The 20,448-nt window shown below is 52.1% G+C and carries 23 protein-coding genes; 8 read left to right on the plus strand and 15 right to left on the minus strand.

Going from position 1 to position 20,448, the window contains the following annotated elements; genetic code table 11:
• Nucleotides 1-73: 73 nt before the first annotated feature.
• Together purN and purM are read right to left on the minus strand one after the other, a co-directional pair.
• Nucleotides 74-718 (minus strand): phosphoribosylglycinamide formyltransferase, encoded by a 645-nt coding sequence (purN, locus tag SIL79_RS15615; RefSeq protein WP_039035483.1) that lies wholly within the window; start codon nucleotides 716-718, stop codon nucleotides 74-76.
• Nucleotides 718-1,755 carry a phosphoribosylformylglycinamidine cyclo-ligase gene (purM, locus tag SIL79_RS15620; protein ID WP_039035482.1) on the minus strand — a complete coding sequence of 346 codons (1,038 nt, stop codon included), beginning with the start codon at nucleotides 1,753-1,755 and terminating at the stop codon, nucleotides 718-720. The genes purN and purM overlap by 1 nt, the downstream gene beginning before the upstream one ends.
• 260 nt (nucleotides 1,756-2,015) lie before the next feature.
• Between purM and upp the strand changes: the two genes are divergently transcribed.
• On the plus strand, nucleotides 2,016-2,642 hold the full coding sequence (gene upp / locus SIL79_RS15625) for a uracil phosphoribosyltransferase (protein ID WP_039035481.1): 627 nt from the start codon (nucleotides 2,016-2,018) through the stop codon (nucleotides 2,640-2,642).
• A 92-nt stretch (nucleotides 2,643-2,734) separates the two neighbouring features.
• Here upp and SIL79_RS15630 read toward each other — a convergent pair whose 3' ends face one another.
• The 4 genes from SIL79_RS15630 to SIL79_RS15645 form a co-directional block, all read right to left on the minus strand.
• Entirely contained in the window at nucleotides 2,735-3,064 is a 330-nt protein-coding gene (locus tag SIL79_RS15630) for a multidrug/spermidine efflux SMR transporter subunit MdtI (RefSeq protein ID WP_039035480.1), read from the minus strand.
• A gap of 11 nt (nucleotides 3,065-3,075) precedes the next feature.
• The gene (locus tag SIL79_RS15635; RefSeq protein ID WP_039035479.1) at nucleotides 3,076-3,465 is read right to left on the minus strand and encodes an SMR family transporter; all 390 of its coding nucleotides are present in this window, start codon (nucleotides 3,463-3,465) and stop codon (nucleotides 3,076-3,078) included.
• Nucleotides 3,466-3,664: 199 nt separating this feature from the next.
• Nucleotides 3,665-4,594, minus strand: coding sequence for a LysR family transcriptional regulator (locus SIL79_RS15640; protein WP_162206344.1), 930 nt, complete (start codon nucleotides 4,592-4,594; stop codon nucleotides 3,665-3,667).
• Nucleotides 4,595-4,893: 299 nt separating this feature from the next.
• On the minus strand, nucleotides 4,894-6,243 hold the full coding sequence (locus SIL79_RS15645; protein WP_071476872.1) for a dihydroorotase: 1,350 nt from the start codon (nucleotides 6,241-6,243) through the stop codon (nucleotides 4,894-4,896).
• A 213-nt stretch (nucleotides 6,244-6,456) separates the two neighbouring features.
• Between SIL79_RS15645 and SIL79_RS15650 the strand changes: the two genes are divergently transcribed.
• The 3 genes from SIL79_RS15650 (at nucleotide 6,457) to SIL79_RS15660 (ending at nucleotide 9,922) form a co-directional block, all read left to right on the plus strand.
• Nucleotides 6,457-7,341, plus strand: a complete 885-nt coding sequence (locus SIL79_RS15650) for a 6-carboxytetrahydropterin synthase (RefSeq protein ID WP_025889416.1) — start codon at nucleotides 6,457-6,459, stop codon at nucleotides 7,339-7,341.
• A gap of 140 nt (nucleotides 7,342-7,481) precedes the next feature.
• Entirely contained in the window at nucleotides 7,482-8,381 is a 900-nt protein-coding gene (locus SIL79_RS15655; protein WP_083399857.1) for a M23 family metallopeptidase, read from the plus strand.
• A gap of 140 nt (nucleotides 8,382-8,521) precedes the next feature.
• A complete protein-coding gene (locus SIL79_RS15660; RefSeq protein WP_083399852.1) occupies nucleotides 8,522-9,922 on the plus strand; it encodes a GGDEF domain-containing protein in 1,401 nt (466 codons plus the stop codon).
• Nucleotides 9,923-9,939: 17 nt separating this feature from the next.
• On the opposite strand, the gene SIL79_RS15665 is transcribed toward SIL79_RS15660, so the two are convergent.
• Together SIL79_RS15665 and SIL79_RS15670 are read right to left on the minus strand one after the other, a co-directional pair.
• Entirely contained in the window at nucleotides 9,940-10,506 is a 567-nt protein-coding gene (locus SIL79_RS15665; RefSeq protein WP_071476873.1) for a VOC family protein, read from the minus strand.
• Nucleotides 10,507-10,520: 14 nt separating this feature from the next.
• Nucleotides 10,521-11,024: a L,D-transpeptidase family protein gene (locus SIL79_RS15670; RefSeq protein WP_071476874.1), complete on the minus strand. Its 504-nt coding sequence runs from the start codon at nucleotides 11,022-11,024 to the stop codon at nucleotides 10,521-10,523.
• Between the two features lie 252 nt (nucleotides 11,025-11,276).
• On the opposite strand from SIL79_RS15670, the gene SIL79_RS15675 reads away from it, so the two are divergent.
• Complete coding sequence (locus tag SIL79_RS15675) at nucleotides 11,277-12,137, plus strand: ion transporter (RefSeq protein WP_404830118.1); 861 nt, start codon at nucleotides 11,277-11,279, stop codon at nucleotides 12,135-12,137.
• Between the two features lie 94 nt (nucleotides 12,138-12,231).
• Nucleotides 12,232-13,668 (plus strand): MATE family efflux transporter, encoded by a 1,437-nt coding sequence (locus SIL79_RS15680; protein ID WP_071476894.1) that lies wholly within the window; start codon nucleotides 12,232-12,234, stop codon nucleotides 13,666-13,668.
• Between the two features lie 32 nt (nucleotides 13,669-13,700).
• Here the strand turns inward: SIL79_RS15680 and SIL79_RS15685 are convergent, their stop codons facing one another.
• From SIL79_RS15685 to SIL79_RS15695, 3 genes are all read right to left on the minus strand, one after another.
• Nucleotides 13,701-13,934, minus strand: a complete 234-nt coding sequence (locus SIL79_RS15685; protein WP_071476875.1) for a DUF2986 domain-containing protein — start codon at nucleotides 13,932-13,934, stop codon at nucleotides 13,701-13,703.
• Between the two features lie 126 nt (nucleotides 13,935-14,060).
• Nucleotides 14,061-14,417, minus strand: coding sequence for a hypothetical protein (locus SIL79_RS15690; protein ID WP_071476876.1), 357 nt, complete (start codon nucleotides 14,415-14,417; stop codon nucleotides 14,061-14,063).
• 66 nt (nucleotides 14,418-14,483) lie between these two features.
• Nucleotides 14,484-14,918: a hypothetical protein gene (locus SIL79_RS15695; protein ID WP_071476877.1), complete on the minus strand. Its 435-nt coding sequence runs from the start codon at nucleotides 14,916-14,918 to the stop codon at nucleotides 14,484-14,486.
• A 147-nt stretch (nucleotides 14,919-15,065) separates the two neighbouring features.
• Here SIL79_RS15695 and SIL79_RS15700 point away from each other — a divergent pair, with 147 nt between their 5' ends.
• Nucleotides 15,066-15,761 (plus strand): energy-coupling factor ABC transporter permease, encoded by a 696-nt coding sequence (locus tag SIL79_RS15700; RefSeq protein ID WP_039035470.1) that lies wholly within the window; start codon nucleotides 15,066-15,068, stop codon nucleotides 15,759-15,761.
• A gap of 37 nt (nucleotides 15,762-15,798) precedes the next feature.
• Here SIL79_RS15700 and SIL79_RS15705 read toward each other — a convergent pair whose 3' ends face one another.
• The 4 genes from SIL79_RS15705 to sbcB all read right to left on the minus strand — a co-directional run bounded on the left by SIL79_RS15705 (nucleotide 15,799) and on the right by sbcB (nucleotide 19,444).
• On the minus strand, nucleotides 15,799-16,329 hold the full coding sequence (locus SIL79_RS15705) for an RDD family protein (RefSeq protein WP_083399854.1): 531 nt from the start codon (nucleotides 16,327-16,329) through the stop codon (nucleotides 15,799-15,801).
• A 102-nt stretch (nucleotides 16,330-16,431) separates the two neighbouring features.
• Entirely contained in the window at nucleotides 16,432-16,788 is a 357-nt protein-coding gene (locus SIL79_RS15710; protein ID WP_039035469.1) for a glutaredoxin family protein, read from the minus strand.
• A 254-nt stretch (nucleotides 16,789-17,042) separates the two neighbouring features.
• Nucleotides 17,043-17,939, minus strand: a complete 897-nt coding sequence (gene cdd / locus SIL79_RS15715) for a cytidine deaminase (RefSeq protein WP_071476878.1) — start codon at nucleotides 17,937-17,939, stop codon at nucleotides 17,043-17,045.
• 89 nt (nucleotides 17,940-18,028) lie between these two features.
• Nucleotides 18,029-19,444, minus strand: coding sequence for an exodeoxyribonuclease I (gene sbcB / locus SIL79_RS15720; RefSeq protein WP_071476879.1), 1,416 nt, complete (start codon nucleotides 19,442-19,444; stop codon nucleotides 18,029-18,031).
• Between the two features lie 183 nt (nucleotides 19,445-19,627).
• Here sbcB and SIL79_RS15725 point away from each other — a divergent pair, with 183 nt between their 5' ends.
• Entirely contained in the window at nucleotides 19,628-20,428 is an 801-nt protein-coding gene (locus tag SIL79_RS15725; protein ID WP_071476880.1) for a hypothetical protein, read from the plus strand.
• Nucleotides 20,429-20,448 lie beyond the last annotated feature (20 nt).

Consider the following 20,448-nt stretch of genomic DNA (forward strand, 5'->3'; position numbering starts at 1 on the left):
GTCGGCTTACGGGCATGGATGCAAGGCAAATGGCCTTAGTCCTTTGTAAGAATTCCCTAAGTTTACTCAGAGATCAGTCCGGGGCGTAGCCGTTGGGGCCGATGGCTTCATCGTCGAGCCAGGCCTTACCGTCAACCATCTTCAGTCGGCCCTGGCAGAACCAGCGCACCACTATCGGGTAGATGGCGTGTTCCTGCTCGTGCACCCTGGCCGCCAGAGTTGCCACTGTGTCATCGGCAAACACAGGTACTTTGGCCTGCAAAATCACCGGGCCACTGTCCAGTGCCGGGATAACGAAATGAACACTGGCGCCATGTTCGCTGTCACCGGCTTCGATGGCGCGCTTGTGGGTATCCAATCCAGGATACTTGGGCAGCAGTGACGGGTGGATATTGAGCATCTTGCCCTGGTAACGGCTGACCAGCTCATCACTGAGAATACGCATAAAGCCGGCCAATACGATGAGGTCGGGCTGATATCTGTCGATAGCCGCCTGCAGTCTGGCATCGTATTGGGCGCGGGACTCCTCTTTGCGGGCGATGACGCAACTGGTGTCTATTTCGGCATGATGGGCCCGGATCAGACCATAGGCATCGGCCTTGTTGCTGATCACTCCGACCACGCGCCCTGGCATCTTGCTATCACAGCTGTCGATAACAGCCTGCAAATTACTGCCATTGCCCGAAATCATTACCAATATGCGACAACTCTCCTGCATTAAAGGATCTCCACTTGCTCTTCTTGTTGAGTACGATTGGCGATAGTGCCTATCTGCCAGGCGTTTTCACCTTTGGCCTTGAGTAGCTCAATGGCGGCGGCGGCTTCAGCCTGAGGCAGGGCAACTATCATACCGACACCACAGTTAAAGGTGCGGTACATTTCATGTTCTGTGATATTACCGGCTTGCTTGAGCCAGTTGAATACGCTCGGCCACTGCCAGGACTCGCCCTGGATAACGGCCTTGGCGCCTTCGGGCAGTACCCTTGGAATGTTTTCCCAGAAACCGCCGCCTGTGATGTGTACCATGGCGTGAACCGGGTGTTTTTCCAGCAGTTCCAGCAAAGGTTTGACATAGATGCGGGTTGGTTCCAGCAGGTGATCGATAAGCGGCTTGCCGTCCAGATCTTGCTGTGGGTCGGCCTGGCTGACTTCCAGGACTTTACGGATCAGTGAGTAACCGTTGGAATGAGGACCACTGGAGCCCAGGGCTATCAGTGCATCACCGGCCTGTACCTTGCTGCCGTCGATGATGGCTTCTTTCTCCACCACACCGACACAAAAACCGGCCAGATCATAGTCAGCGCCTTCGTACATGCCGGGCATTTCGGCGGTTTCACCACCGATCAGGGCACAACCGGATTGGAAGCAGCCTTCGCCGATACCTGTAACCACGTCAGTCGCCACATTGACGTCCAGCTTGCCGGTAGCATAGTAGTCGAGGAAAAACAGCGGCTCGGCGCCTTGAACCAGCAGGTCGTTGACACACATGGCCACCAGGTCGATACCGACAGTGTCATGCTTTTTGAAGTCAATGGCCAGGCGCAGTTTGGTGCCCACACCATCGGTACCGGAAACCAGCACAGGGTGCTTGTATTTGGTTGGCAGTTCACACAGGGCGCCAAAACCACCCAGGTTGCCCATGACTTCAGGACGGTGAGTGCGTTTGACTACGGACTTGATGTTATTGACGAGTGCGTTGCCTGCATCGATATCGACACCGGCGTCTTTATAGCTCAGTGGGGTAGGGGTACTCACTTGATCCTCTCGGGTACATCGTTATGGATTTTATGCGGCGCTATTCTAGCAGTTTGCCGGGGGGCTCGAAAGCCAAGATTGCACTTTATTCATAGGGATATAAGTCACGATTTACCAGATTTATAAAACTTTCTGTTTTACCGCTGGAACAAATCAACTAAAATCTCACAAATTTGCCCAAATCCGGCTGGTTTGTGCTCTGCACGCCTGGAGCTGCCAGTCTGATTGCTCGTCCCGCCCGCAAGATCAGGAGAAAAAGAATGAAAGTTGTCGAGGTTAAACACCCGCTGGTACGCCACAAAATTGGTTTGATGCGTGAAGCTGAGATCAGCACCAAACGTTTTCGTGAGCTCGCCGCCGAGGTTGGCAGCCTGTTAACCTACGAGGCAACCGCAGGTTTGGAAACCGAAACAGTGACCATTGAGGGCTGGAACGGTCCGGTTGAAGTGGAACAGATCAAAGGCAAGAAGGTGACTGTAGTGCCTATCCTGCGTGCCGGTCTAGGCATGATGGATGGCGTGCTGGAGAACATTCCCAGTGCCCGTATTTCAGTCGTCGGTGTTTACCGTGACGAAGAAACCCTGGAGCCTGTGCCTTACTTCGAGAAGCTCGCCAGCGATATGGAAGAGCGTTTGGCACTGGTGGTTGACCCCATGCTGGCTACCGGCGGCTCCATGATTTGCACCATAGACTTGCTGAAAAAGCGCGGCTGTAAGCATATCAAGGCGCTGGTGTTGGTTGCGGCGCCTGAAGGCGTTAAAGCATTGGAAGAGGCGCATCCCGATATCGAACTTTACACGGCTTCTGTCGATGATTGCCTGAACGACAAGGGCTATATCCTGCCAGGTCTGGGTGATGCCGGTGACAAGATTTTCGGTACCAAATAAGTCTCTTTAGTGAGCATAAGAAAAGGCGCCCGAGGGCGCCTTTTTGCTTATTTCAGCTTTACTTGCTTAACCCTTACTTGTTGCTACTGACCTTAGGCGGTTTTCATCACGATAACAGCGGCGATAACCACGGCTATGCCGACCCAACCTATGGGCTTGAGTCTTTGTTTGAACAGCAAGGCGCCGCCGATAGCTGTGCCCAAAATGCCGATAGCGCCCCAGGAGGCATAGGCGATCGCCAGGTCTATCTCTTTCACTGCCTGTGCCAGCAGAGTAAAGGCGCTCAGCACCAGCAAGATTGCCAGCACGCCCCATAATTTACGTTTGAATCCGTTGGAGCGGGTGAGCGCCATATTGGCGGCAATATCAATCAAGGCGGCCAGCACCACATAGCCAAACGAGAGCGTCAGAAACTGGTTCATGTTAACCTCCGTTACAAGCTACTTGCGGCGCTGCTTGCTCTCAAACCAGTGTCCTGACCTTTGGGTTTATCACCTTGATGGCCCTCGCCCAGAGTCACCAGCACTATACCCAGGATGGCCAAGGCCAGTCCGGCAAGTTCCTGCGGGTTGAGCCTGGAGTCAAATAACAACATGGATACCAGAGTGATAAGGGCTATGCCCAAGCCTTCCCAAACCGCATAAGCCACGCCTATGGCAATTTTTTTCGCCGCCAGTGATAAAAAGAAGTAGGACACACCAATCAAGAGGTACATCAGCAGATAGCCCCAGATAGAACTTTCAGGTCCCAGTAGGTTCATGGTACTGGTACCTGCCACTTCGGCGGAAATTGCAAACAATAGAAATACCCGTGCAAGGATCATAATTCACCTTCTACATGAAATGAAAAATATGCATAACGGAGAATCGCACATTACACCCGAATCTATCTGGCCAGATAAGTCATAAAAAAGGAGTAACAATAACTTAAGCGGCAATTCCAAACTTACACCGCTAGGTTAACTGTTCGGGTTTTGACTTGATAGGTAATTGAGATATTCAAATATGAATATCTGTTACGCTCTAAACTGATGTTGGCGTTGGTTGAAATGTGTCTTGTACCACCTTGTGAAGATGCTGGTGCAGAGGGTGATTACGGTAGGTCTGTAAAAAGCCGCCGGAAACCACGAAGTGACTGAATTCGTGATTAACCTGGGGCATGGGGAAGGAGGCCAGTTCGGGCATCAACCTGGCAGTACCTTGACTGGCGTACATGATGGCGTCGGTTTCCAACAACATCTGACAGGCTACCCTCAGGTTGTATGATTTGAGTAATACATGAGGCTGATAGCCCATACGCTGATACTCAGATTCCACAGTGCATTGCGGATTGTAGGAGGCCGGTGCTGGCAGGGAGACTATCGGCAGCGTGGACACAGTCTGCCAATCATTTTCAGCGCCGAGCAGCGGATGATCTTTGCGTGCCAGGATCACCCGTTTTTCAGTGAATAGCGGCCGCATATAGATATCCTTCGACAGCTCGGTTTCCTGATCCAAAATACAATAATCGTGAATGCCTTCGAGCATCTCATCATGGCTGTAACCGTTCCAGCTGGAAAAGGTGAAGCTGGCATTGGGAAAGGCATGATGACAGCTTTGCAGCAATCTTTGTCCCTGTTCATCCATAAGGTAGGGATCTGTCACTATGGCTATTTGCCCAGTGTAGGTGTCGGCGCTGAAGTCTTCGAACTCCAGCAGAACTTTTTCGATAGGGGCCAGAATATTGTCAAACTCTTCTGCCAGGCGCAGCGCCATGGGTGAGGGTTCTACACCATGGGGTTTACGAACAAACAGGGGGTCCTGGAAGGTTTGCTTAAGGCGCATCACACCGCGGCTGGCACTGGGCTGAGAAATCCCAAGTTGCATGGCAGCCAGTTTGATACTGCGATTGTCGACAACCGCCTTAAGCAGGCGCATCAGATTAAGATCCAGGGTATCCAGTTCGTGAGCCATTTATCTACTAACCATTATGTTATCAGGTGCCGTCTTAATTTGAGCGAACGGCAGAAGATAAAGCATTCAACCTGCAGCGGCAATGACTACAGAGAGTTTCAGAATAACACAACCAGTTTTAAAAGCGTGAAGCTAGTATTGTTTCATGCCGGACTTTAAAAGAGCACTGACACTGTTGGCACGGGATTTAAATGGCTCCAGTTGAACCGCTTAATCTTGATTGTTTTTGTGAAGGGAAAGGGGCCATTCCAATAATAAGTTCAAGGGCTCCGCTAAAGGAGCCCTTGGTTTATCAGCGATTAAGTGCGATTAAATGTGAGGCGTTGGCCCAGGGTATTATCGATAAAGCGACTGCCGTCAAACAGTTGCTTACCATTGACCCAAGTACCACTGATAGAGGCGGCAAACTTATGGCCGGTGAAGGGTGACCAACCGCAGTGATAACGGGTGTTTTCCAGCGTGGCCTCGAAGGGCTTGTTGAGATCCACCAGTACCAGATCCGCCAGATAACCTTCGCGCAGATAGCCCCTGTCTTTGAGTTCAAAGCGCTCGGCCACCGCATGGCTGGTCTTTTGGACGATTTTTTCCAAACTGAAGTGCCCCTTGGCATGCAGATCCAGCAGGCTGAGCAGTGCATGTTGCACCAGCGGCAAACCGGACGGCGCCTTGAAGTAGCTGTCGGCTTGCTTCTCTTCCCAGGTGTGCGGCGCGTGATCTGTGGCGATAATGTCAATGATGTCGCGATTGACGGCATCTATCAGTGCCTGTTGGTCGGCAAGGGTCTTGATGGCCGGGTTACACTTTATCTGGCTGCCGAGGCGGGCGTAGTCACTGTCGTTGAACGAAAGATGGTGTACACAGACTTCGGCGGTAATGTTGGCACCCCTGAGCTGTGCCAGCTGCTTGGCCGGCTCAAACAGATAGAGTTCGTCGGCCGTGGTCAAATGCAGTACATGCAGACGCGCCTTGTGACGAATGGCCAGGTCGGTCGCCAGTTGAGATGACTTGAGGCAGGCTTCGCGGGAGCGGATTTCGCCGTGCAGCTCCATAGGTATGGCGTCACCGTATTTTTCACGCATGGCGGCTTCATTGGCGGCTATGGTGGGGCTGTCTTCACAGTGAGTGGCAATGACCACAGGAGAGTTGGCGAAGATGCCGTCCAGAGTGGCACTGTTATCCACCAACATATTACCGGTAGAGGCGCCCATAAAGATTTTCACCCCGCAGGCCTGGTTGGGATCGAGACGTTTAATCTCTTCCAGGTTATCGTTGGTGGCGCCGAGATAGAAAGCAAAGTTGGCCAATGAACTTTGAGACGCGCGGGTATACTTGTCTTCCAGCGCCTGCAGATTGGTGGTCTGCGGATTCACATTGGGCATTTCCATAAAGCTGGTGATACCCCCGGCCACGGCGGCGCGGGATTCACTGGCGATGGTGCCCTTATTGGGGAAACCCGGCTCGCGGAAATGCACCTGATCGTCGATCATCCCCGGCAGCAGGTGTTTACCCTGAGCATCTATGACTTGAGCCCCTGCCGGAGCCGTGATCTGGGAGGCAATCTGGCTGATGCGGCCGTTGTCGATCAGCAGATCCTGAGTACGGATTGTTCCTTCATTAACCAATTGGGCGTTGCAGATGAGGGTTTTCATAGGATACCTGATTAGCGTTATTAATATTGGCAGTGACTTGCGTATAATACCGGAAACTCAAGCAAAAAGCTGTGGAGCTTTTGGACAAGATCACAGACTTTTTGCGAAATATACGTCAAGTGTCGATACCCTGGCCGGTATTGACGTAATCGGCGGCCAATATCGGCCGGCCGATAACACATGGGTGGACTGTTTATCTGCCTGGGAGCGAGAATGCAATTATTTGTCAAAGATTTAACTGTGGTTGATTTTTCTTACCTGTGCCCGTTTCGCGGCATGGTAGGCGAAAGCTGGATAGTCGATGTGCTGCTCGACGGTGGCCTGGATGAGCAAAACATGTTGCTCGACTTTTCCAAGGTCAAGCGCACCATAAAGCAAACCATAGATGAGGTGGCCGATCACCGTTTATTGGTACCCACCGCCTGTAGCCAGGTGCGCTGGCAACAGCAGGGCGACAAGGTGTGGATGGACTTCCATAGTCTGCGCGGCAGCATTCACCTGGCTTGTCCGGCGCAGGCTTTCGCCCTTATCCCCAGCGAGATTATCGACTTTGACAGCGTGAACCAGTTTTTGCACAAGGCGCTGACAGATGCCTTGCCGGACAATGTTCAGGGCATCAGCCTGACACTTCGCAACGAGGTGCTGGAAACGCCCTATTACCATTACAGTCACGGCTTGCGTAAGCACGACGGTAACTGCCAGCGTATCGCTCACGGTCACCGCAGTCCTGTCAATGTGTTTGCCGATGGTATCGCCGCGCCCAAATGGGATGAATACTGGGCCAAACGTTGGAAAGATATCTACCTTGGCAGTGAAGAAGATGTGGTTGGTGTCAGTGAGCTTGAGTTGTCACCCCAAACCAAGATAGATGACAAGAGCCATATTGGCTTCAGATACCAAGCGCCGCAGGGTGATTTTCAGTTGGCGATGCCAAGAGACTGCTGTGATTTGATCCCCCACGACACCACGGTCGAACTGCTGGCCCATTTTATGGCCGACAGCATGGCGGGCTTTGAGCCGGGTAAACATTTTAAAGTGGTAGCCTTCGAGGGCATAGGCAAGGGCGCTATCGCATCGGCGCAGCATCAGGGCGACTGATAGATATTGCTTGGCCTGAGCCGGACCAAGAATAAGGTCAACCTAAAAGTAATCTAAAGGTATCCGCAAGTAGGCTGCACCTTGGCGTCTACGCGGCGCAAAGATAAAGAGGAACAAGAGTGAAGTTCAATAACAGCAAGATGCCAATCCCATCTTTTAAGGCGCTGCCGTTGATGCTGCTGGGCACTTTGGTTGTGAGTCCTATACTGCAGGCCGAATCCAAGTCTGAGCCCAACATCAAACCTGAGTCATCACGGGTGCAGTTTCAGGGCAAGTTTGAACAGGGAGCTCTGATTAGAGCCAGAACAGAGCCGGGTACTGAGGTAAGTCTCAATGGCGAGAGCATCACCTTGACGCCGGATGGCAGGTTTGCCTTTGGTTTTGAGCGTGAGGCCGCGCTCGAGCAGACGCTGACACTCAGTTACCCGGATGGCAGCAGTGAGAGCCGTAACCTCAAACTCGACAAGCGGGATTATCGCATTCAATACGTTGAGGGGATCAGCAAGAAAATCATGAAGCCGGATCCCAAGGCCCAGGAGCGCGCCGCCAAAGACAGCGCCCAGGTCAAGGCGGCCCGCAGCCATTTCAGTACCCAGCAGGCGTTTGCCGACGACTTTATCTGGCCGCTGACCGGGCGAATTTCAGGGGTTTATGGCAGCCAAAGGGTATACAACGGTAAGCCTGGCACACCGCACTATGGTGTGGATGTTGCCGCCAAAACCGGCACTGTGGTGGTGGCACCGGCCGATGGCGTTATCAGCCTGTCGGTACCTGACATGTTCTATTCCGGTGGCACCATGATTATCGACCACGGCTATGGTGTCAGTTCCAGCTTTTTGCACTTAAGCAAGCTGTATGTCAAAGAGGGCGATGAGGTGAAACAGGGCCAGGCGGTGGCCGAAGTGGGGGCGACCGGACGAGCCACAGGGCCACATCTGGATTGGCGGGTGAACTGGTATCAGATGCGTCTGGATCCTACCACTTTGGTGCCGCCAATGAGTCAGGTATTACAGCAAGCCAAGAGTGACGCGAAAAAGTAGCGCTTTACTTTTACTGACCGACACTCAATTTCATACGCCGCCGGACTTACCCCTCCGGTGGCGTTGTTTTTTCCTTTGGCAGCCACAGGGTTGGAACGGCTTGGCTATACTCATTTTTATGAATATTGCCGGAAAAATAAGTGACTGATTTGAGACGTTGGGGGCGAGCCGATTGGCTACTGCTTTTGCTTGGAGGTCTGCTCTGCTATATCAGCGGCCGACTGGGGATGGCCACTCTGGTATTGCAGCCGAGCAATATCACCCTTCTATGGTTGCCTTCGGGGATAGGAGTGATCTTGTGCTTGCGTTTTGGCACAGTGGCTATTATCCCTTTATTTATCGCCTCCTTCCTGGCCAATTTCCCCGGACTCAATAGCAGCAATCTGCAGCAGGCACAGCTACACACCTGGATATCTGCCGCAATTGATGCCCTGATGCCGCTATTGGCCGCCCGAATGTTACGTTGGGCCCTGCCCATGGGGCTGCAAAGAGCCAGGGAGTTATTGCTCTTTGGTTTCTATGTTTGTGTTATCCCTGTGGCGCTGTCCAGTATTTTGCTGGCGCTAAATCTTGTTTGGGGCGGTTATATCGACCAGAGTTCTTGGCCAACGATGGCTGTGATGCTGTTTTTGGCCGATTCTCTGGGGATTGTCTTGGTTTATCAGGTGTATCTGGGCTGGTCGGAGCGGTTTTTTATCAATCAACGGCAGATCCGGGCATCTCTTCTGTCGATTTTGGCTCTGGTTGTTATTTTTACTTTGGCATTTGGCAATCAACCCTGGGTCTTGTATTTGCTGCTGCCTGTGTTGGTGATGCAGGCATTTGAGGGCAGTTTCCTGCTCACCTGCAGTCTCAGCAGTGGGAGCTTTGCTGTGGTTATTTACGTAAGTGCCAAGGGGCTGGGGCCGTTCGATGCCGGATTGTATTCGGCAGAAACAGCGGAACTGGCCGCTTTTTGCTTTGCCAATGCTTTGGTTTTACTGGGGATCGCCCTGCAAAACCGCCAGTTACGCTTATCCGAGCAGCATAGAGATGCCTGGCAGCAGGTGGCCTTTCGCGATCCGCTGACAGGTTTACTCAATCGCCGTGGATTCGAGCCGCAATTGGAATTGGTGGACAAGCAGGCCAGGCTCAATCGTGAAGACTACAGCCTGGCGCTTTTGGATCTGGATCATTTCAAGTTAATCAACGACAGTTTTGGCCACGCTACCGGCGATAAAGTATTGAAGCAACTGGCGGGCTTAATGCAGGCACAGTGTCGCCAGTCGGATGCCATTGCCCGAATTGGTGGTGAGGAGTTTGCTATCTTGTTGCCAAACTGCGCGCCGGCTCAGGCTGTTAATCTGATGGAGCGGCTGCGGGCCCGAGTGGACGATGAAGACTTCCATGATGAGAGCGGCCAACCTATCCGTCTCAGTATCAGTGTCGGCCTGGTGTCCGGCCCCGCCGGTTGCCGCTCGGGCAAAGATCTGCAGGATAAAGCCGATCATTTTCTTTATGTTGCCAAGGCTGAGGGGCGCAACCGGGTCGTTCAAGGGTAAAGCGGCATCAGAGCCGCTTACTGCTCGCTGGCGATAATGGCCTGAATGCTGTGTGGGTGCACCTTGACGCACACGCCGCCGGCCTTGAACGCCAACGTCGGGTTGGCCAGGCGTTCGGCTTCGCCTTTGGGGCTGCTGGCCTTGAGTTTGATGTCTGTGTCGCCATCAAGTGTGGCTTGGGTTAGGGGGCAGAGAGTACGCAGTTGCTCAGCCAGTTCATCGCAGCTTTGGGCCCCACGGGGCAAAACCAGCTCCAGATGTTCCCATCCCTCTTCGGGATAGTGTTTATCGCCGGGGAAGGGCAGTTCGACACAGGGAATTTGCCATTGACCCAATAGCAGAGGCTGCTGCAGCCGTATGATCAGGATAGGGCGGCCGTTGATGATATTTTCCGAGATAATTTCACCACATTGAGCAAATTCGGCCTTGAGCTTTTCTGCCGCGGCGACAGAGTTGACCCGCAGCGCGGCGTGATCGCACTCGCTTAAGCGCTCGAGTCCGAGGCGCTCAATCAGGGGCATGATTTTGTCGGCAAAGGCTTGCCAGTCTGCCAGCAACTGCGACAGAGATTGCAGGTTTTGCATATTTTATTCCTGTTTCAGGGCCAGATTTCTATCGGCGTTCCCGGCTCAATTAACTGCCAGAGTTCATCCATCTCTTGATTGGTGAGGGCGATACAGCCGTTGGTCCAGTTAAACTGTTGTGCTTCTTCCGGAGTTAATCCAGAGCGGGGATTTTGGCCGTGGATCATGATTTGACCGCCAGGGCTGACTCCGAGCGCCTTGGCCCTGAGTCTGTCCTCGTCATTGGGATAGGAGATATGAATTGAGCGGTAAAAGGCGCTGTCGGCCTTTTTATAGTCCAGCAGATAGCGGCCCTCTGGGGTACGTTGGTCGCCTTCCTGATATTTGTGGCCCTTGGGCATATCCCCCAAGGCGATGCGATATTCCTTGATGACCTTACCGGCCTTAATCAGGCTCAGACGTGAATCTGACTTGTTGACCAGCACTAAATCCACCTGTGCCGAGGCAAAGGGGCTGTACAACTGGGTAACCGCCAGTAGAAATATTGCATAAACTATATAACGAAACGATGGGCCCATGACCGCTTGGCTCTGATTATGGTTATTTTGACGGGATAATAACTGAAAAAGGGGGCCCTCTTGAAGCCCTTGAACAAGATTGTTGCCGCTGGGCGCAGAGTGTCAGCCAGAGAATATTTGGCACACTTGCCAATGCGTGGCAGACTTACGCCCCTGCCTTTTGGGCATGGCGCCGCGAAAACTGACAGCGCGAGACATTAAAGAATCAAGAGTGGTCGCCGTTTGAGTTAGACAGTAAGGAAAGCTTAGCGCATGAATCAACATAAGATGACAGATACGCCTTCGGAGCCGGAGCTCAAGCGTAAGCTCAGGATAATCATCTTTGGTACGGAAACGCCAGCCGGCCGCTGGTTTGATATCAGTTTGATCATCTGCATTATTCTCAGTGTTGCCCTGGTTTTTCTCGATACCGTGGCCGATATCCATGCCCGTTTCGGACACATCATACTGGCACTGGAATGGGCCTTTACCTTGGTGTTCACTCTGGAATATCTGCTGCGGCTCTATTGTTCCAGCAATCGCTTGAGTTATGCCCGCAGTTTTTATGGCGTCGTGGATCTGCTCAGTATCCTGCCCAGTTATCTGGCGCTGTTCTTCCCCGGGGCCAATTTTACTCTGGTGATCCGTATTCTGCGGCTGTTCAGAATTTTTCGGGTACTCAAGCTGCTCAGATACTTGAGCGAAGGGAACCTGCTGCTCAAGGCGATGCTGCAGTCGAGTCGCAAGGTGTTTATCTTCTTTTTCTCTGTGAGTCTTATCATTATGGTGCTCAGCGCCATCATGTATGTGGTCGAAGGCCCGGACAACGGCTTCAGCTCGATCCCCAAGTCTGTCTATTGGACCATAGTGACCATTACCACAGTAGGCTACGGTGATATCACTCCCAAGACGGAACTCGGCCAGGCGATAGCAGCGTTTACCATGCTCTTGGGTTACTCGATAATCGCCATTCCCACCGGGATCCTCACCGCTGAAATTTCCCAGGAAATGGGCCGTAACCGCGATCTGCGTCGCTGCGCCAACTGTTTGAAAACCGGGCATGACTACCATGCTCTTTACTGTAACCGTTGTGGCAGTGAGCTGGAGCCACCTCCGGAAGAAAACAAGGATTAGGGTGTCAAACAACCAATCATCTGTTAAGACAGCCACTCAAGCCGTCACTCAGGCTAAGTTTGTTGAAGGCAATATACTACGCCACATTTTGGTGATGAGTTCTACTGCGGCCGTTGGGATCTCGGCACTGTTTGTGGTGGACCTGCTGGATATTTTCTTCCTCAGCATGCTGGGAGAGCTGGAGTTGGCAGCGGCCGTGGGCTATGCCGGTACCATCTCTTTCTTCACTACTTCCATAGGTATCGGCCTGTCGATTGCGTTGGGGGCCCTGGTGTCCCGCGCTGTAGGTGCAAGAGACACAGAAGGGGCCAAGCGTTTGCTGCTGAATGCCGCCATGGTAACTCTGCTGGTATCCAGTCTGATGGCGATAGTGGTGACGGCCTTAATCCCTGAACTGCTGGCGCTGGTGGGCGCCAAGGGACATACCGCTGAGCTTGCCGCCGATTATCTGTATATTCTGGTGCCTTCCTTGCCGATCATCTGTTTGGCGATGGCGCTTGGCAGCGCTTTGCGCGCCGTGGGTGATGCCAGACTCTCCATGCTATCGACCCTGGCGGGCGGCGCGGTCAATGCAGTATTTGACCCCATTTTTATTTTCCTGTTTGCCATGGGTATAGAAGGGGCGGCTACCGCCTCGGTATTGGCACGCCTCACTGTACTGCTGATCGCGGCAAGAGGCGTGTTCATCAAACACGGCCTTTGGAGCCGTTTCGAACTTGCGAGCTTTCGCGGCGATCTGCGCGCCATTTTTGCTATCGCCGGGCCGGCGATGATGACCAATGTGGCCACCCCCATAGGCAATGCGGTAGTGACCCGGGCGATTGCCGATTTTGGTGACAGCTTTGTCGCCGGATGGGCCGTCGTTGGGCGTTTGACCCCTGTGGCCTTTGGAATGATCTTTGCGCTTTCCGGCGCCATAGGACCCATCATAGGGCAGAATTATGGTGCCAGGGCTTATGACAGGCTCAGCGAATGCCTGACAAGGGCGCTGCAGTTCTGTATCGCCTATGTGCTTGGGATGTCGCTGCTGCTGTGGTTGCTGCGCGAGCCTTTGGTATTGGCATTCGACATGCGCGGGGATTCTGCCGAGCTGGTACGTTTCTTCTGCCAGTATATGGCGCTGTTTTTCCTGTTCAACGGCGCGCTGTTTGTGGCCAACGCCTCGTTCAACAATCTGGGTAAGGCCAAGTATTCGACCGCCTTCAATGTGGGTAAGGCCACTATCGGGACACTGCCATTTGTTTATCTGGGAGCCGAGCTCGGTGGGGTATATGGGGTCTTGATTGGTCAGGCACTGGGTTCAGTGCTCTTTGGTGTATTGGCGGTGATCACCGCTTATCGTTTGGTTGCCAGCGTAGCTGCCAATGGCCGCCAGCAAGGTCGCGAAGCTGACAGTCTTGATGATAAGGAGCTCTCCATGGCCTCCAGTAGTCCGCTGTCATCTTCCTGTGCCCAAATGGGGCAGATGACCGAAGAGTTGGAGCCGATAGCCAGTGCCCAGGTGACCTTGCCCCAGCGGCAGAAGCCTTAACGCGATGCATTAAAGAAGAGCTTGAAAACGCTTTATAGGCTGTCAGATTGGGGAGTCGCGGCGGTAGTGTTTGCAGCTGCGCCGTCATCTGGCTGCTCAGCGGTACAGTTTTTTGCCTGCTCGGCCTCGGCGGCAGCGATTTTGGCACGCTCAGCCTTGGAGATGTAACCTTGCTTGGCGGGGCCTGCATTGGGGATCTCTTTCTTGTTTTCCCGGGCTTTGGCACGCTTGGCCAGTTTTTTGGTCAGTTTTTGTCGCTTGTTCATGCAAAAATTTCCTGGTACTTCCCACTTGGGATGGGCAAAGGGCAGGCATTTTAGCCTGCCGGCGGCCGGGCAACAAGCTCAACCTGCCTCGGCGCAGGTTTTGATACTGTGGCGAAAGGGGTTTTCTTAGAGGAATAGAGTCATAAAGACACCGATATAGCTCATGGAAACCGCGACGCCTATACTGAGCAGCGCCATATCCAACATCAGTGGCCGCTCCGGCGTTTTGGCGGCTTTGATAAGCTCTATCACGCTGGTGGGGATCACTATTAACCCCGAGACTATCAATAACAAAAATCCAGGGCGAAACAGACTGAGTTGCAGTGTACTTTGATCCTGCCAAAGGTGAGCATATTGATCGCCAAACAGCAATAACGCCATAGCGACCAGTGCAGATAGGCTGGTGGCCAACAACAACTGACGATTTACCCTGCTGCGGCTAATCGGCTCTTCTATCTCCTGAATAATTCCTGTGGGTTCCATCTCAAATGCACCTAAAGCAGTAAACTGCGGCAAAACTAGCAAATTTGAAGCTCATATTCAAAAAAATTACTTGTTGTTGAAGCGGATCCTGTCCATCTCACTGGCGCCATCGTGGCATTCACCGCGGATTTCTCCCCAACTGGAATGAAGCACGCGGCTGAGTTCGTAGAAGCCTTCTTGGCAGTATTGATTCATCTTGAGGGTATTGTTGAGCCCAAGAACCAGCTGTTGTTCAAAGACGGCAAGCCGGGCTTCTCTTATAGCCAGTTGTTGGCGCATTTCCTTTGCCGTACGGGGCGCGGGGGCTCTGTCCCTGTCATTGTGGTCTATTTCTGGCGCAACCAAGCGTGCCTTATAGGTGAAGAGTTTCAAGCCATCTGTTTTGATATCTGTCTGGAAACTGTCTTTGATGGCACCGGCAAAATCGGCCGGATCTATGTTGGGTTTTGAGCTGCAGCTACAAAGCAGTAGGGGCAGTAATGACAGAAAAAGCGTGCGCATAAGTAGAGGCAGTTATCCTTATTATTTTTTTGAGATACAAACTATCGTTAACTTACTGCAGAATAAGCATAATTGCATTAACGGCGTGATAAGTTAGCATAGCTTCGTCGTTTACCGCCTTTGTTTGATAACCGGATGGTCAATTATATGTTCGAGTATCTTCAACATCTTTGGGAGCAAATCCAGTGGCAGCCGGATCTGGCTGATATCCTCTATTTGCTTGTGCTCATCGGTTGGTTTGCCTGGATTTGGCCTCAATGGGACTGGCAGCAACTGTTGGCTGACAAGAGCTTGCAGTGGCGAGCCTTGTTTTGCACCTTGGCTATTAATGGCCTTTGGCTGCTCAATGCCAGCGTAACCGAAGGTATTCACGTGCATTTTCTGGCCTTGGTAACCCTGATGCTGATGTTTGGTTGGCGTTTGGCGTCTATATTGATGCTGCTGCCGGTGAGTTTCTTTTGCCTGTTTGTCTATCATCAGCCCTGGGTGTTGGGGCCCATGATGTTGTTTGGCGTTTGTCTGCCACTGTTGCTGGCATTGACAGTACATAGCTTGAGCTATCATAAATTACCCAAGCATTTATTTGTCTTTATTTTCGTAGCAGGTTTTTTCAACGCAGGTCTTTCTGTGGTGAGTCATATCTTGGCATGGGCCGTTTATCTATGGTTTGATATGGATTACGGCGCAGCTTATCTGGTCGATAATTATCTGTTGCTTATTCCGCTGCTGGGGTTCCCTGAGGCCTTGCTTAACGGTATGGCAGTGACGCTGTTGGTGGTTTACCGGCCTGAGTGGCTCTACGATTACTCGGACCGGGTTTATCTCTGGCGCCAAAAAAGATAGCGGCAGTGGGTACTGCAATCCCCCTTATTGAGCGTTTCTAATCCTTGGGGGCGCGGATCACCAGGGTACCCGCCAGTTTGTCATGCCAGCTTTGTTTACGTGGATCGAAGGCCACCCAGATATAGCCCAGGCCGAATAATAGAGTTGAGGGAATATAACCCAGGTATCGTATTATCAAGCTGGCGGTTGATGGTTTTTGTAAAGTCTCGGCATCGACTATGACGGCTCTTAACGCCATTTTTCCAGGAGTCGCAGACTTATAACGCCAAAATAAGATGACCAGAACTATAGGCAATAGGTAATTGATCAGCAGATCAAGTGGTCCTTTTATAAAGGTATTGCCCGTCATTATAGGGTCGATGCCGTAGACATAGAGGGTCAGTGGCACTGTGATGCACATCAGCATGAGAGAGTCCAGTAGGGTTGCTGCAAGCCGCTCCCAAAAACCGACGTAAATGGGATAGCTGGATTCTGGAATTGATGTCTGTGCCGGAGCTGTGGCGTCAGGGGATAGTTGGTGATGAGCCAAATCTGGCTCGATACTCTGCGGTGTGTGTTCAGCTGTCATTCTCTCAGTCCCTGATTAGCAATTATCTAGTTGAAGACAATACACAGGAATAACAGCTGCAACAAGCATGGCCTACCTTTGGTGCTGGTAGGCCGAGGTCTGTTAGCCGAAACGCTGATCAAGATAAGCTATGATGTCGTTGGACTCATACATCCAAGTGACTTCACCGGCTTGCTCTATTTTCAAACAAGGAACTTTCATGGTTCCGCCTCGGTTTTGTAATTCACTTCTGTGTGGCTCTTGTTTGGCATCCAGAGTCGCAATATTCAAGCTCTGTCGCTTCATGGCGCGTCTTACCTTGACACAAAAAGGGCAGGCCGGATATTGGTACAGGCTAAGGTTACGACATTGCTCATCGATATCCGCCTGCTGTTCGGGTTGACGTTTAACACTCTTGGGGGAGAAAACAAAATTGAGCAGCAAAATGATCCGTCCCAGGATCCAACGAATAACAAACATAAGTATCCTCTATATAAGCTTGAAACGGCAGGCAGTTTAACTCAGTGGCAGCGAAACTCAAGCTCGGACTCAGCATGTCGGGATGAGGAAGATTTTAAGCTTATCATGGGGAAGATAAAAACGGAGGTTATAGGGCGTAGCGATGAAAAATAATTGTCAGTTTCTGATTCTGGGGCTGTTGAATCTCGGTTTCTTTTTCAGCCCAGCCGAAAGAACAGTCAACACTGTTCTTTCAGGGGATTGTGAGCCAAGTATCAGTTGGGCTCGGGGCTGACCACTATATGTTCCAGCTCTACAGGCGCCACTGCGTGCAGGGCGTCCATGCTGGCTCCCACCAGGGAGATCTTGCCATCGGCTGATTCCAGCAGCAGGGCCCGTTTGATTTCGCTGAAGCTGCGGTTATGGCGCAGCAGGGTCGACAGTGCCATCTGCATCGGCATCATGGATGGGTTAAAGGCGGCGTTTTCGGCGTAACGGCCACAAAAGGTGGCGCCATCAGCCGTTTCCAGTACTACGGCACAATGGCTCTTGCTGTATGGAGCATAACTGAGGCTGGCATGATCCAACGCTTCAATCACCATGGGGTCGGAGCTCTCAAGCGCCAGGTTTACCTGTTGCTTACTCAGCAAAGGCGTGGTGACATTGAGATCTTTGGGACCAAAGGCGTAGGGCAGGTAATGACTCAAAGGCGCAGCAGGCTGCTTGGGTAGGTGAATGCGGATCTCTTGCCCAGCCACCAACTCATTCATAAACTGACGGCAGTGACCGCAGGGACTCTCGTTGACTATGATATCGACTATCTGGCTTTCACCGCTCAGCCAGGCATGGCTGATGGCGCTTTGCTCAGCGTGAACCGAGTGGCACAGAGCCTCGCCCGGCAGCTCGATATTGGCGCCCATATAGATATCACCGCTTTTGCCTTTGGCGATGGCGCCGACATAGAATTCACTGATTGGCGGATTGGCCATTGCTGCAGCAATAGGCAAGAGTGCCAGTAGTAACTCATCATCACCAAGGCCGCTCACTTTGGCTAACTCACTCAGCTGCTGTGCATCCAGATGACCGGCGAACTCATCGTTGAGCAGTGGCACCAATTGTTCGGCAAGTGCCTTGGGCAATTGGTTCAGGCTGTTTACAAATCTGTCTTGCATTGGCCATTCCTTGTTAAATGTTAAGCTAATGGTTATCCAGTTTAGTCAGGAAGTTACAGTTGAAACGGGACTGGCTTCGCAAAATCCCGTTAAAGCGCCTGTAAGTATTGCACCAGAGCCTTGAGAAGTCGCTGGTGACTTTCATTTTCGGCAGTTTCTTCCAGTAGGTTTTCCAAGCGAATGACATAATCCGGATCGTTAAGCCTTTGCTGACAGAACTCATGCCAGCGCAGTGTTTCTTTGTCCGTAAGTGTCGAGGGATAGTTGCGGGCGCGGTAGCGAAACAACATCTCCTTGAGCCTGGAATCGTCAAAGCTGAGATCCAGCGCCGCCAGGTTATCGGGGGCGGTATGGCGGATCATCTCCATCTTGGCCTTATCCGCCGGAGAGAAGAATCCTCCGCTGTAGAGCATAAGATCCGGATCGGTAATCGGGTTGTCTCTCGGGGTATCAAACAGGCTTGCCAACTTGGTGCGGATCTGTGGATGCTGGCGCAGACGCTTGTACTGCTCGCGAGCAAACGCCTTGTCAAATCCAATCCGCGCGGCGGCTTCATCGGTCAGTGTCTTGGCGGTGGCAATAAAGGGGCACTTATTGATATGAACCTGTTTGACCGGTATGGGTAATTCATCTTCTGCCAATTCGCTTCTTGGCGTATAGAGGCGCTCGCGAATGCTGTCTACATCCAGTTCAATCAGCGGGCTGATATCCATATGCAGGTTAACGCAGACAATGGCATTCTTGTTCTCGGGATGATGGGCCACAGGGGCAATGAGAGTGGCACAGCCCTGAGTCGCCGGGATCTTGGAGCTGATATGCACCAAAGGTTGCATATTGAGTACATCGATTTGTTCGGAAACTGCCTGCTTGCGTCTGAGTTTGAAATAGTAGTCAAACAGCCTTGGTTGTTTCTCTTTTATCAGTTTGGCCAAGGCTATGGTGGCGTAAACATCTGACATGGCGTCATGCGCCTTTTCATGGCCGAGTCCGTTGGCCTGGGTCAGGTGTTCGAGCTTGAAGCTGGGAGAACCGTCCTCTTTGGTTGGCCAGTTGATCCCGTCCGGGCGCAGGGCATAGCAGGCCCGAACCAGATCAATAATATCCCAGCGGGAATTGCCTTGTTGCCACTCTCTGGCATAGGGATCGATAAAGTTACGATAAAAACCGTAGCGGCTGACCTCATCATCAAATCGTAGCGAGTTATAACCGGCGACGCAGGTATTGGCTTGGCTGAACAGGGCATTGATCCGCCCCATAAATTCGGTTTCCGGCAGCCCTTTGCCATTGGCCAGTTGCGGCGTGATCCCTGTGATGAGAATCGCCTCGGGTGAGGGCAGGTAATCGCTGGCTATCTGGCAGTAAAAGGTCTCGGGCTCGCCAATAATGTTCAGCTCCAGATCGGTACGTATCCCGGCAAACTGCGCCGGTCTGTCTTTCGCCGGATTGGCGCCGAATGTTTCATAATCATGCCAGAATATGGAAGGCTGAGGTTGGGCTTGACTCATACTGATGACTTTTGCTCTTCAGACAAAAGCTTATCTTAACATTTTTTTCCGCAAATGGGATTTTACCCCATATCACAGTTATTTCGGTTAAAAGCCGCCCTTGGTGAATCGACGGCCTCTGAGTACAATATATGCCTGCCGGCAGGGACGACAAAGAGGTTCGGATTACCCGAAGGGATGCAGATGCATAGTCAGTTTTTCAGTTCGCCCACTATAGTCAATCTTTCTATGCCGACCAGGTTGTGCCTCAGCTTACCTGATAGTGTCAGCGATTTTGTGTTGTCGGAGGCGCTGCGCTCGCCACTGCTCGAGTGGGTAATGCTTGAAGGAGAAGACAAAGCTTCGCAGGGACAGTTTGTTTTGAGGCTGCAGCCATTCCTGACCCAAGAGTTGCTACCTTTGAAAGCAGTCAGGAAGGATGGAGTGTCGCGCTCGGCAGGTCAGGGCTTTAGACTCTACTTTGAAGTTGGGACCAGTACTTCAAGTTGCATCGCTGCCCTGAGGCAAGGCGTGAATCTCGATTTATGGCCTGGGCAGACATTTCTCTGTTCGTTGCAAACCAGTAGATTCGAACTACTGCCTTTGGAACAAGATTTACGTTTGTCCCAGGAGCCAAGAGAGATCATTCTCGCCAAGGCAGCTTTGGCTGAACCTCAAGATTATCAGGCCAGCAGTGAAAAACTGGCGTTGCAGCTCAATGAAGTCACCCGGGCGAGGAAGCGGCTGGAATGTTACCAGCAAGCGCAGGGAACTGAGTTACCCGAAGGTCTGATCAATGAAGTGTGGCACCTGCTTACCGGCCTGGTGCAGAAGCGCCAATGGCTGCTGCGATGTTATAATCAGTCACTTGAACGCCCAAGTTACCGCCTGAGTGCCAACCAAGATATCGCAGAAGAAAAACTCAGGCGTATGCTGGAGTGTTATGAGCTGCTGTCATCACCTGAGCTCAATGCCATGGTCAGACAGTTGACCGACGAAGAGTAAAATCACTTGGGCTGCAAAGC

The organism is Shewanella indica, assembly GCF_033842865.1.
GTDB lineage: Bacteria > Pseudomonadota > Gammaproteobacteria > Enterobacterales > Shewanellaceae > Shewanella > Shewanella indica.